Source organism: Rhizorhabdus sp. GW822-FHT03C02, from assembly GCF_058801765.1.
In genome coordinates, this window is record NZ_JBXANN010000017.1 from 24,748 (window position 1) to 37,165 (window position 12,418).

Sequence of the window (12,418 nt, forward strand, 5' to 3'; positions counted from 1 at the left end):
ATTGGCTCTAGGCCTCGCCCTTACGCTGGGAACGGGCGCCAAGCGGGCGCCCTCCCCGCTCGACGAGATCGCCACCGCCTATGTCCATCTCAGCCTCGAGGCCGGGGTGCGCGAGGAAGGCTATGTCGACGCTTATTATGGCCCGGCGGCGTGGCAGGACGAAGCCAAGGCGAATCCGCGTGAAGTGCCCGCGCTGCTGAGCGCGGCGAAGGCGCTGAGCACCAGGCTCGTCACGATCGCGCCGAAGACGCTGACCCCGGACGACCAGCGGCGGCGCCGCTTCCTGCTCGGGCAGCTCAAGGCCGCCGAAACCCGGCTGGCGATGGACAGCGGTACCCGCTTCAGCTTCGCCGACGAGGCCGAGGGGCTGTTCGGGGTGCGCCCGGCGCTCAAGCCGCTGAGCGCCTATGATCCGCTGCTGGCAAAGATCGCCGCGCTGGTCCCAGGCGACGGCCCGTTGTGGCAGCGGGTCGATGCCTTCCAGAACCGCTATGTCGTGCCGACCGACCGGCTCGAGCCGGTGATGCGCGCCGCGATCGCCGAATGCCGCGCGCGAACGGTCGCGCATATCGCCTTGCCGAACCAGGAGAAATTCGAGCTCGAATTCGTCACCGGCAAGAGCTGGTCGGGCTATAACTGGTACAAGGGCGAGGCGAACAGCCTGATCCAGGTCAACACCGACCTGCCGATCCGCATCGACCGCGCGATCGATCTGGGCTGCCATGAGGGCTATCCCGGCCATCATGCGCTCAACATGCTGCTCGAACGCAATCTGGCGCGCGCGAAGGGCTGGCAGGAATTCACCGTCTATCCGCTCTATTCGCCGCAGAGCTTCATCGCGGAAGGGTCGGCCAATGCCGGGATCGAGCTGGCCTTTCCCGGGCCTGCCAAGACCGCGTTCGAGGCCGCGAAACTCTATCCGCTCGCCGGGCTCGATCCGAAGAGCGCCGCCGCCTACGACATGCTGCTCGACCTGCTCCATCAGATCGCCGGCGCACGGATGACGATCGCCGCCGACTATCTCGACGGCCGCATCGACCGCGCGACCGCGCTCGACCTCGTCCAGAAATATCAGCTGGTCAGCCCGAAGCGCGCCGAACAGTCGCTCAGCTTCACCGAACATTATCGCAGCTATGTGATCAATTACGGCCTTGGCCAGGACCGGGTGACCGCGGCGCTCGCCCGCGCCGGCAAGACCCCGCAGGCGCGCTGGACGCGGATGGAGCAGATCATCGGCGAGCCGACCCTGCCCGCCGATCTCGACCGCTGACCCTTAGACTATCGGCGGACGATGCTCGCCGATTTGCTGCCCTTAAATGATAATAAACCGAAACGATTTACTATTTGGCAAGGCGCTTGGGTAATTCTTGTGTGGTAACAAGGACATGAGAGCATGAGCCAGCCAGCGCCCACAGTGCCGACCGCCGACCCCGCCGAACTGCGCCGCGCCCCGCGCGACGAGGTCGCGCTGCCGACGCGCATGTTCACCCAGGACCATCGCGGTGCCGACGTGCTGCTCGTCAACATATCGCCGCTGGGTTTCATGGTGCGCGAATATGGCCAGACCCCCAAGGGTGCGATCGTCCGCCTCGTGCTCCCCCGGCTCGGCGAGGTCGAGGCGCGGGTGATGTGGTCGCTCGGCGGCCGCATCGGCGCCGAGTTCACCGCCCCGATCGACCATTTCGCCTATTCGGCAATGCTGGGTGCCGCAAAGGCGAAGCGCCAGCGCTGGCCGATGGGGTAAGAGAATTTCGTCGTTCCGGCGGAGGCCGGAACCGCCCAAGGCAGACGAGCTACGCTTCGACAATCGGCAAAATACCTGGATCACTTACCCAAAATCGGGAAGAGGCGAGCCATTCTTTCCAGGGTGATGCAGGAACCTTGGGCGGCCCCGGCCTCCGCCGGGGCGACGATGTTTATCCCGACCTGAGCAATCCCACCGCGGCATCGCGTTCGAACAGATAGAGCGCGGTGCGTGCCGCCTGTCCCCGTTCGCCCTCGAGACCGCCGTCGCGATCGACCAGCAGCCGGGCATCGTCGGTCGCGGTCTGGATATAGGCGCTGACCATCTCGGGTCCGGCCAGCCGGAACGCCGCCTCGCCCGACTGGCGGGTTCCCAATATCTCGCCGGCGCCGCGCAGCCGCAGATCCTCCTCGGCGATGCGGAAGCCGTCATTGGTCTCGCGCATCAGCGCCAGCCGCGCCCGCGACGTCTCCGACAGGCCATTGCCGCGCAGCAGCAGGCAGGTCGAGCGCTGGTCGCCGCGCCCGACCCGGCCCCGCAACTGGTGGAGCTGGGCGAGGCCGAAGCGATCGGCACCCTCGATGATCATCAGCGTCGCATTGGGGACATCGACCCCGACCTCGATCACGGTGGTCGCGACGAGCACGCCGAGGCGGTTCGCCTGGAACTCGGCCATCACCGCGTCCTTCTCGGGCCCTTTCATCCGACCATGGACCACGCCGATCCGATCGCCGAACAGCGCCCGCAGGCTTTCGGCGCGGCTCTCGGCGGCGGCGAGGTCGGACAATTCGCTGTCTTCGACCAGCGGGCACACCCAATAGGCCTGGCCGCCACCGGCCATATGCCGCCCGAGCGCACCGGCGATCTCGTCGAGCCGATCGCCCGAGATCACCCTTGTCTCGATCGGCTGGCGTCCCGGCGGCATCTCGTCGAGCCGGCTAACCTCCATCTCGCCATAGTGACTGAGGGTCAGGGTGCGCGGGATCGGGGTTGCGGTCATCACCAACAGATGCGGCGGACGGTCGGCCTTGGCCTGGAGCATCATCCGCTGGGCGACGCCGAAGCGGTGCTGCTCGTCGACCACCGCGAGGCCGAGGCTCTTATAGGCGACCTTGTCCTGGAAGATCGCGTGGGTGCCGACGAGGATGTCGATCGATCCGTCGGCGAGCCCCATCAACGTGCTTTCGCGGATCTTGCCCTTCTCGCGCCCGGTCAGGATCGCGACATTGACCGGCAGGCCGGCGAGCGTCCTGGTCAGCGTCGTGAAATGCTGGCGGGCGAGGATCTCGGTCGGCGCAAGCAACGCCCCCTGCGCGCCGGCCTCGACCGCGGTCAGCAGCGCCATCGTCGCGACCAGCGTCTTGCCCGATCCGACATCGCCCTGGAGCAGGCGGAGCATCGGGGTCGGCTGCTGCAGGTCGCCCTCGATCTCGCGCACCGAACGCGCCTGCGCGCCGGTCGGCGCATAGGGAAGTTTGAGCGCATCGCGCAGCCGACCGGTGCCGATCAGCGGCCAGCCCCGGCGCTTGCGCCCCGCCGCCCGCACCAGCATCAGCGCGAGCTGGTTGGCGAACACCTCGTCATAGGCGAGCCGCGCCCGCGCCAGCGCGTCCTGCGGATCGGCATGCGCGCGCAGCATCGCCTCGTGCCAGTCGGGCCAGCCCCGCGCCGCCTTCAGCCCGGGCTCAACCCATTCGGCGAGTTCGGGCGCACGCAGCAGCGCCTGCTCGGCCAATTGCCCCATGCGGCGGGTGGTGAGCCCCTCCGACAGCGGATAGACCGGCTCGCGCTCGGGCAGGTCGCCGGCCTCTTCGGGCGGCAGGACATGGTCGGGATGGACCATCTGCAGTTCGTCGCCATAGCGATCGAGCTTGCCCGAGACGATCCGCGGCTCGCCCAGCGGCAACAGCTTCTTGCCCCACCCCGGATGGCCGCCGAAAAACAAGATCCTGAGGATATTGCCGTCGCGGTCGGTCGCCTCGACGCGAAACGGTCCGCGCCCGGCCGAGGAGCGATGACCGGTCGGCACCACCCGCACCGTGACGATCCGCCCGACATCCTGGGCATCGATCGTCTCGACCGGCTTGCGGTCGATCGAGCCGACCGGCAGGTGGAACAGCACGTCGATGACGCGTTCGAGCTTCAGCCGTTTCAGCGGCTTGGCGAGCGTCGGGCCGACGCCCTTCAGCGATTCGACCTCGGCGAACAATGGATTGAGAATATCGGGCCGCATGATTAGATCGGTCTCTACCCTCCAGCTCGCAGGCTTTCCAGAAGCCCGTGGGCCAATTTGTCATGGAAGCCTATGGACCGCGAAATCCGCCTGAAACGCCTGCGCTTCCGTGCGTGGCACCGTGGCACCAAGGAGGCCGACCTGATGATGGGCGGCTTCTTCGACACGCGATCGGCCGGCTGGAGCGACGAGCAGGTCGACTGGTTCGAGACGATCCTCGAGGAACAGGATGTCGACATCATGGGCTGGGCGATGGGATCCATCGCGGTGCCGGCCGAATGGCAGGGCGCGATGATGGACGATCTGAGGCGGCTCGACTTCATCGAGGTGCAGAATTGAGAATGTCTTTCCCTCTCCCTCAGGGAGAGGGAGGGAGCCGCATAGCGGCGGAAGGGTGAGGGCACGACACTTCCGTCTTCGGGACTTCAGCGTGCCCTCACCCTTCCCACGCCTGCGGCGCGGGCCCCTTCCCTCTCCCCACGGGGAGAGGGATTAGATATAAAGAACAGCAGCTTAGATGACCGATCTCCAGCGCATCCTCAGGGCCGACCGGCCGATCACCCTCGCCGGCGCGCCGCAGGGCTTTCAGCCTTGGCTGCTCGCCGACCTCGCCCGCGCCGCCGCGGCGAAGGGCGGGCGGCTGGTGTTCATCGCCTCGGACGACCAGGCGATGCGCGGGATCGCCGACGCCGCGAGCTATTTCGCGCCCGAGCTCGAGATCGCCCAGTTCCCCGCCTGGGACTGCCTGCCCTATGACCGCGCCAGCCCGGCGCTGCGATCGACCTCCGAGCGGCTCGCGACCCTCTACGCGCTGCAGAGCAAGCCCAGGGCGCCGACCTTGCTCGTCACCACGATCAACGCGGTCACCCAGCGCGCGCTGACCCCGTTCCGGGTGCGTCAGCTCGTCGCCAAGCTTGCCCCCGGCGAACGGATCGACCGTGACCGGCTGTCGGCGCTGCTCCAAGCCAATGGCTATATGCGCACCGAGACCGTCACCGATCCCGGCGAATATGCCGTGCGCGGCGGCCTGGTCGACCTGTTCCCCGCCGGCGAGCCGATGGCGCTCCGGCTCGATTTCTTCGGCGACGAGATCGAAAGCGTCCGCCAGTTCGATCCGCAGGACCAGCGCACCGTCGGCCGGCTCGACGGCTTCACTTTGCTTCCGGCCTCCGAGGCGCTGCTCGACGAGGAGACGATCAAGCGCTTCCGCGGCAAATATCGCGAGCGTTTCGGCGCCACCGCCACCGGCGACCCGCTCTACCAGGCGGTGTCCGAAGGCCGCCGCCTCGCCGGCATGGACCATTGGCTGCCTTTGTTCGAGGAGCGGCTGACCACGCTGTTCGACCATCTCGGCGATGACGACCTGGTGCTGCACGATGCCGGCAGCGACAGCGCCGCCGAGAGCCGCTTCGAGGCGATCACCGATTATCATGCCAACCGGGTCCGCGCGCAGACCAAGGAGCCCGGCAGCTACCGCCCGCTCGCCCCGAACGAACTCTATCTGACCACCGCCGAATGGGCCGGGCTCGTCGCCGACCGGCCGATCCATCTGACCACCGGCTTCCACCAGCCCGACAGCGCGATCGTGATCGATTTCGGGGTCGAGGCCGCGCGCGATTTCGCGCCCGAGCGCACCCAGAGCGTCAACATCTACGACGCGGTCGTCGACCATGTCGAACGGCTGACCAAGGCCGGCCAGAAGGTCGTGCTCGCCAGCTACTCGATCGGATCGCGCGAGCGTTTCGCCGGGCTGCTCAAGGACCATGGCCTCGCCCGCCTCGGCTTCGCCGAAAGCTGGCAGGAGGCGCTGGGCCTCGCCCAGACCGGCACCACCGCGCTGACTGTCGTCCCGCTCGACCATGGCTTCACCAGCCCCGACGTCGCGCTGCTGACCGAACAGGACATGCTCGGCGACCGGCTGGTCCGGCGGCAGAAGCGCAAGAAGTCGGCCGACGCGTTCATGCAGGAGCTGTCGACGCTCTCGCCCGGCGATCTCGTCGTCCATATGGACCATGGCATCGGCCGCTATGACGGGCTGACCTCGATCCCGGTCGGCCAGAGCCCGCATGACTGCGTCGCGCTGAGCTATGCCGGCGGCGACAAGCTCTATGTGCCGGTCGAGAATATCGACGTGCTGAGCCGCTATGGCGCCGAGAGCGAGGGCGTCCAGCTCGACAAGCTCGGCGGAGTCGGCTGGCAGACCCGCAAGGCGCGGATGAAGGAGCGGATCCGCGAGATTGCGGGCGAGCTGATCAAGACCGCCGCCGAACGCGCGCTGCGTCCCGCCGAGGTCGCCCAGCCCGAAAGCGGCTATAACGAGTTCGTCGACCGCTTCCCCTATCAGGAGACCGAGGACCAGGACCGCGCGATCGCCGACGTGATCGAGGATCTGGGGTCGGGCACGCCGATGGACCGGCTGGTGTGCGGCGATGTCGGCTTCGGCAAGACCGAGGTCGCGCTGCGCGCGGCCTTCGTCGCGGCGATGGCCGGGATGCAGGTCGCGCTGGTCTGTCCGACCACCCTGCTCGCGCGCCAGCATCACCGCAATTTCGTCGAGCGTTTCCACGGCTTCCCGATCAATGTCGGCCGGCTGTCGCGACTCGTGCCCGCCGCCGAGGCCAAGGCGACCCGCGAAGGGCTCGCCGACGGTTCGATCGACATCGTCGTCGGCACCCATGCGCTGCTCGCCAAGGGGGTCGAATTCAAGCGGCTGGGGCTGGTGATCGTCGACGAGGAGCAGCGTTTCGGGGTCACCCACAAGGAACGGCTGAAGGCGCTCAAGACCGACGTCCATATGCTGACGCTGACCGCGACCCCGATCCCGCGCACCCTGCAGATGGCGATGTCGGGCCTGCGCGAACTCAGCGTGATCCAGACCCCGCCGGTCGACCGGCTCGCGGTACGCACCTATGTCGCGCCGTTCGACGCGGTGGTGCTGCGCGAGGCGCTGCTGCGCGAACATTATCGCGGCGGCCAGAGCTTCTTCGTCACCCCGCGGATCAGCGACCTGCCCGATATCGAGGAGTTCCTGCGCAAGGACGTCCCCGAGATCAATTATGTCGTGGCGCACGGCCAGATGGCGCCGACCGAGGTCGAGGAGCGGATGTCGGCCTTCTACGACAAGAAGTTCGACGTGCTGATCTCGACCACGATCATCGAAAGCGGGCTCGACATCCCCTCGGCCAACACGCTGATCGTCAACCGCGCCGACAAGTTCGGTCTGGCGCAGCTCTACCAGATCCGCGGCCGGGTCGGCCGCGCCAAGACCCGCGCTTATGCCTATCTGACGACCGGCAAGAGGATCACGGAGACCGCCGAGAAACGGCTCCACATCCTCCAGAACATCGACACGCTGGGCGCGGGCTTCCAGATCGCCAGCCATGACCTCGACATTCGCGGCGCGGGCAACCTGCTCGGCGACGAACAGTCGGGCCATATCAAGGAGGTCGGCTTCGAACTCTACCAGTCGATGCTCGAGGAGGCGATCCTCGAGGCCAAGGCCGGCGGCTTCGGCAAGGCGCCGCCGCGCGAGAGCTTCAGCCCGCAGATCAACGTCGAGGCGCCGATCCTGATCCCCGACGACTATGTCCCCGATCTCGACCTGCGCATGGGCCTGTATCGCCGGATGAACGAACTCGAGACCCGCGCCGAGATCGACGCCTTCGCCGCCGAGATGATCGACCGGTTCGGCAAGCTGCCCGATCCGACCCAGAATCTGCTGATCGTGATCGAGGCCAAGCTCAATTGCCGCAAGGCCTGTGTCGCCAAGCTCGACGCCGGCCCGCGCGGCGCGCTGGTGACCTTCTACAACGACCAGTTCCCCGACATTCCGGGTCTGATCGCTTATGTCGACCGGCTGAAGGACAGCGCCAAGCTGCGCCCCGACAGCAAGCTGGTGGTCACCCGGCCCTGGCCCGATCCCAAGGCGCGGCTCAACGGTGTGCTGCAGCTCTCGCGCGGGCTGGCGAAGATATTGGCGTAGGGCGGTCCTTGTTCTTCTTCGTCACCCTGAACTCGTTTCAGGGTCCACCGTGCGACAAGGGGGCGTTCCCGAGATCGGGAGTGGATGCTGAACCAAGTTCAGCATGACAAAAGGGAATGTCAGGCCGCCGGTTCGAACAATTGCGGCTGCTTGTCCGCGACGATCGCCACCAGCGCTTCGATGTCGAGCGGTGGCGCGCACAGGAAACCCTGGAAATAGTTGCAGCCCTCGCGCGCCAGCAGGGCGAGCTGGGCCTTGGTCTCGACCCCTTCGGCGACCACCGCGAGCCCGAGCGAGCGCGCCATGTCGATCACCCCGCGGATGACGATGCGGTCGCGGTTCGATCCGGTGATGTCGGCGGCGAGCGCCTTGTCGATCTTGAGATAGTCGAGCGGCAGCGCCTTGAGATAGGCGAGGCTCGAATAGCCGGTGCCGAAATCGTCGATCGCGACCCGAAGCCCTGCCCTGCGCAGCTCGCCGAGCAGGTCCGACGCGCGCGCGAGATCCTCGATCAGCCCGCTTTCGGTGACCTCGACGGTCAGCCGGTGGCGCGGAAAACCGGCATCGTCGACCCGCGCGAGGAAATCGCCGACGAAATTGGCGCTGGCGATGTCCGTGGCGGTGACGTTGACCGACAGGCGCAGATGCGCGAGCGCCGCCGGCCAGCCCGCCGCCGCCTCGAGCGCGCGGCGCTGGACATGCGCCGACAGCTGGCCGACGAAATCCGACCGCGCCGCCGCCGCGAACAGCGGCACCGCGCCGAGCGCGCCGAGCAGCGGATGGCGCCAGCGCGCGAGCGCCTCGACCCCCATGATCTCGCCGGTGCTGGTCTTGACCTGCGGCTGGAAGACGACGTCGATCTCGTCATTGTCGAGCGCGCGCCGCAGATCGACCTCGAGCTGCTTGCGCCGGTCGGTTTCGGCCTCGCCGTCGGCGTCGAGCATCTGGACGGTCCCGCCCTCCTGATGTTTGGCGGTGGTCAGCGCCGCCGAGGCGCGGCGGAACAGCCCACCGATATCGTCGAAGCCCGCCGCGTCGGCGGTCGCGACCCCGACCCGGCAGGTCAGGTTGATCAGCCGGTCGGCCGACACGAACGGGCGCGAGACCGTCTCGACCAGCCGCTGCGCCAGATCCTCGGCGGCCTCGGGCGCCAGCGGCGATCCGATCGCGATCGCGAATTCGGATCCGGCGGTGCGCGCGATCATGAAGCGCCCCAGCCCGCTCTGGTCGACCAGCCGCTCGATCCGCCGGGCGATCCCCTGCAGCACCGTATCGCCGGCCAGCCGGCCGAACGCCGCGTTGACCAGCCCGAAGCGGGTGATGCCGAGCAGCATCAGCGTGCAGGCCGGATGCGCGCCGCCCTGATCGGCCAGCCATTCATGGACCGATTCGGCCAGCGGCAGGCCGGTCAGCGGATCGCCGGGACCGGCGAATTTCTCGATGCTGCCCCGCGAGGGCTCGACCAGGCCGATCACCACCCCGCGATCGTCGTCGAAATGGATATGGTGCGCGACCCGCTCGCCGCCCGCGTCGATCGCATGGGCGAAGCCGGTCGCCTTGCCGCTGGTCAGCAGCCGGGTCACCGCGTCGTTGGCGGCGCGGCGTCCGGCGCGGTCCATCGCCCGCAGCAGTTCCGACAGCCGCGCCTCCTGCCGGCCATGGCCGATCCGCTCGGCGAAGGCCGGGCTCAGCCGCGCCTTGCGACTGCCGGGACGCCAGCTCCACGCCTCGGTCTCGGACAGCCGCAGCGAGGCCCGCTCCGACGCCGCCTGGTCGCCGCCGGCCACCCGCGCGACGAAGCGATCGGCGAGCCGCAGCGCATGGACGAACTCCTGCTCGCCGAACGGGCTGATCAGATAATGGGTGATGCCGGCTTCGAGGAAACGGTCGATCGCCAGCGCGTCGTTGCGCGACAGCATCACGATCAGCGCGGCGCCGGTCGACGCCACCGCTTCGGTGAGAGCCTCGCACGCCGCCAGACCTTCGCGCAGCGCACCGCGCGCGTCGACCACCGCGATCGCGGCGGCCGATGCAACGAAGCGGCGTTCGATCGCCTCGGCGCGCCTTGCCGCGACCACCCGGCGCCCGAGTTTCTTCGCGTTTGCGGCAAGTTCGTCACGATGTCGAAACGACAACAGAAAAAGGGGGAGCGATTGCTCCCCTGCCCTTGCCAAGGCGCCATCGTCGCGCAGTTCACCGCTCATTCAGATCAGGCTAGCCTATCGCCGCCCGCCCGCCAATCGTCCGGCCGCGAAACTTTTGCCGAAACTTTTACCATGTGACAGAATATCACCACCCTGTGGCGGCGCGCCCCCTTGCCGGAACGTCCTCAAGAGAATAGCTGATAGCCGTGGATATGCGGCACGACATGAGCACGAACGCGCTTGCCGACCGCTATGGCCGCCGGATCACCTATCTGCGCCTGTCGGTGACCGACCGTTGCGACCTGCGCTGCCGCTACTGCATGTCCGAAGACATGCAGTTCGCGCCCCGCGACGAGGTGCTGACCCTCGACGAACTCGCCATCCTCGCCGATGCGTTCATCGCCCGCGGGGTTAAGCGGATCCGCCTGACCGGCGGCGAGCCGCTGGTGCGCCGCGGCATCGACGAACTCGCGCGGCGGATCGGCCGCCGGATCGGCGACGGGCTCGACGAGCTGACCCTCACCACCAACGCCACCCAGTTGCGCCGCCACGCCGCCGCGCTGGCCGACGCCGGGGTGCGGCGGATCAATGTCAGCCTCGACAGCCGCGATCCCGCCCGCTTCCGCCACATCACCCGCCGCGGCGATCTCGACGTGGTGCTCGACGGCATCGCCGCCGCCAAGGCGGCGGGACTCGCGATCAAGATCAACATGGTCGCGCTCAAGGGGCTGAACGAGGACGAGATCGATCCGATGCTTCGCTGGTGCGCCGGCGAAGGCTTCGACCTCACCCTGATCGAGACGATGCCGCTCGGCATGATCGAGGAGGACCGCACCGACCGCTATCTGCCGCTCGACGGCGTCCGCCGCGATCTCGAGACGCGCTACAGCCTCGTGCCGATCGCCGAGCGCACCGGCGGCCCGGCGCGCTATGCCCGGGTCGAGCCGCTGGGGGCGAAGATCGGCTTCATCACCCCGCTGACCGGCAATTTCTGCGACGGCTGCAACCGGGTGCGGGTGACCGCGACCGGCCATATCTATCTGTGCCTCGGCCATGACGACGGGCTCGACCTGCGCGGGGCGTTGCGCGCGGGCGACGGCGCGCGCTTCGACGAATTGCTCGACCAGGCGATGATGATCAAGCCGCGCCGCCACGACTTCCGGATCGAGGCCGCCAGCGCCGCGCCCGCGGTCGGCCGCCATATGAGCGTCACCGGCGGATGAGCGAACGGCGCATGGCGCTGATGGCGTCGCCGACCGTACAGGCCCAGGAAGCCGCCGAGGAGCTGCGCCATCTCTACGAGTGGGTGCCGATCGAGCAGGCCGAACTGGTGGTCGCGCTGGGCGGGGACGGCTATCTGCTGCGCGCGCTCCACATGATGCTCGACCGGCACCGGGTGCTGCCGATCTTCGGGATGAATCTCGGCACGGTCGGCTTTCTGATGAACGACTGGCGGCCCGACCTGCTCGAGCTGCGCGTCGCCAACGCCAAGGCGATCACCGTGCTGCCGCTCAGGATGGACGTGCTCACCATGACCGGCGAGCAGGTCAGTATCCCGGCGATCAACGAAGTGTCGCTGCTGCGCGAGACCCGCGAGACCGCCAAGCTCGAAGTGTCGCTCGACGGCCGGGTGGTGATGCCCGAGCTGGTCTGTGACGGCGTGCTGGTCGCAACCCCCGCCGGGTCGACGGCCTATAATCTGTCGGCGCAGGGCCCGATCCTTCCGCTCGATTCGTCGCTGCTCGCGCTCACCCCGATCAGCCCGTTCCGACCGCGCCGCTGGCGCGGTGCGATCCTGCCCAACCGCACCCGGGTGACCTTCCGCGTCCTCGAAAGCGCCAAGCGCGCGGTGAGCGCGGTCGCCGACCAGCGCGAGGTCCGCGACATCGAAAGCGTCACCATCTCGATCGACCGCACCAGCCCGCTGACCCTGTTGTTCGATCCCGAACATGCGCTCGACGACCGGATCACGATGGAGCAGTTCGCGACCTGATCGCGCCTCGCGCCTGCGCCAAGCCCCACGCCCTCCACACAAAAAATCGCGTGAGGTGCTTGCCAGTTTCGCCCGGGCTGCTATGAGGCCCGCCACTCGCTTCGACGAAGTGATCCCCGGTAGCTCAGTGGTAGAGCGTTCGACTGTTAATCGAATGGTCGCTGGTTCGAATCCGGCCCGGGGAGCCATCCAGACCTTTTTTGGTCGACACGCGCGAAGCGTGCGGAACGGCGATCCCCGATAGCTCAGCGGTAGAGCATTCGACTGTTAATCGAATGGCCGTAGGTTCGAATCCTACTCGGGGAGCCAACCGCCCGACCTG

At 67.8% G+C, this 12,418-nt stretch carries 8 protein-coding genes and 2 tRNA genes; 8 read left to right on the top strand and 2 right to left on the bottom strand.

All coding sequences use genetic code 11. The features are described from left to right. Position 1: 1 nt before the first annotated feature. Both AC1RM6_RS27660 and AC1RM6_RS27665 read left to right on the top strand, forming a co-directional pair. Complete coding sequence (locus tag AC1RM6_RS27660; RefSeq protein ID WP_493107362.1) at positions 2-1,270, top strand: hypothetical protein; 1,269 nt, start codon at positions 2-4, stop codon at positions 1,268-1,270. Between the two features lie 123 nt (positions 1,271-1,393). Continuing rightward, entirely contained in the window at positions 1,394-1,744 is a 351-nt protein-coding gene (locus tag AC1RM6_RS27665) for a PilZ domain-containing protein (RefSeq protein WP_493107364.1), read from the top strand. A 172-nt stretch (positions 1,745-1,916) separates the two neighbouring features. On the opposite strand, the gene recG is transcribed toward AC1RM6_RS27665, so the two are convergent. Further along, complete coding sequence (gene recG / locus AC1RM6_RS27670; RefSeq protein ID WP_493107366.1) at positions 1,917-3,977, bottom strand: ATP-dependent DNA helicase RecG; 2,061 nt, start codon at positions 3,975-3,977, stop codon at positions 1,917-1,919. Between the two features lie 72 nt (positions 3,978-4,049). Here recG and AC1RM6_RS27675 point away from each other — a divergent pair, with 72 nt between their 5' ends. Beyond that, a complete protein-coding gene (locus tag AC1RM6_RS27675; RefSeq protein WP_493107368.1) occupies positions 4,050-4,316 on the top strand; it encodes an FAD assembly factor SdhE in 267 nt (88 codons plus the stop codon). A gap of 178 nt (positions 4,317-4,494) precedes the next feature. Then, entirely contained in the window at positions 4,495-7,959 is a 3,465-nt protein-coding gene (mfd, locus tag AC1RM6_RS27680; RefSeq protein ID WP_493107370.1) for a transcription-repair coupling factor, read from the top strand. 119 nt (positions 7,960-8,078) lie between these two features. Here the strand turns inward: mfd and AC1RM6_RS27685 are convergent, their stop codons facing one another. Then, a complete protein-coding gene (locus AC1RM6_RS27685; RefSeq protein ID WP_493107371.1) occupies positions 8,079-10,037 on the bottom strand; it encodes a putative bifunctional diguanylate cyclase/phosphodiesterase in 1,959 nt (652 codons plus the stop codon). Positions 10,038-10,327: 290 nt separating this feature from the next. Here AC1RM6_RS27685 and moaA point away from each other — a divergent pair, with 290 nt between their 5' ends. The 4 genes from moaA to AC1RM6_RS27705 all read left to right on the top strand — a co-directional run bounded on the left by moaA (position 10,328) and on the right by AC1RM6_RS27705 (position 12,405). Further along, on the top strand, positions 10,328-11,326 hold the full coding sequence (gene moaA / locus AC1RM6_RS27690) for a GTP 3',8-cyclase MoaA (RefSeq protein ID WP_493107373.1): 999 nt from the start codon (positions 10,328-10,330) through the stop codon (positions 11,324-11,326). Continuing rightward, the gene (locus AC1RM6_RS27695) at positions 11,323-12,096 is read left to right on the top strand and encodes an NAD kinase (protein WP_493107375.1); all 774 of its coding nucleotides are present in this window, start codon (positions 11,323-11,325) and stop codon (positions 12,094-12,096) included. The genes moaA and AC1RM6_RS27695 overlap by 4 nt, the downstream gene beginning before the upstream one ends. 113 nt (positions 12,097-12,209) lie before the next feature. Further along, positions 12,210-12,284 (top strand) — tRNA-Asn (locus AC1RM6_RS27700). Positions 12,285-12,330: 46 nt separating this feature from the next. After that, positions 12,331-12,405, top strand: a tRNA-Asn gene (locus AC1RM6_RS27705). The last annotated feature ends 13 nt before the right edge of the window (positions 12,406-12,418 follow it).

Bases quoted from the DNA above. Each gene is read 5' to 3' on its own strand.
- moaA (WP_493107373.1), top strand. From the start codon at position 10,328: ATGAGCACGAACGCGCTTGCCGACCGCTATGGCCGCCGGATCACCTAT.
- AC1RM6_RS27695 (WP_493107375.1), top strand. From the start codon at position 11,323: ATGAGCGAACGGCGCATGGCGCTGATGGCGTCGCCGACCGTACAGGCC.
- AC1RM6_RS27675 (WP_493107368.1), top strand. From the start codon at position 4,050: ATGGACCGCGAAATCCGCCTGAAACGCCTGCGCTTCCGTGCGTGGCAC.
- mfd (WP_493107370.1), top strand. From the start codon at position 4,495: ATGACCGATCTCCAGCGCATCCTCAGGGCCGACCGGCCGATCACCCTC.
- AC1RM6_RS27665 (WP_493107364.1), top strand. From the start codon at position 1,394: ATGAGCCAGCCAGCGCCCACAGTGCCGACCGCCGACCCCGCCGAACTG.
- recG (WP_493107366.1), bottom strand. From the start codon at position 3,977: ATGCGGCCCGATATTCTCAATCCATTGTTCGCCGAGGTCGAATCGCTG.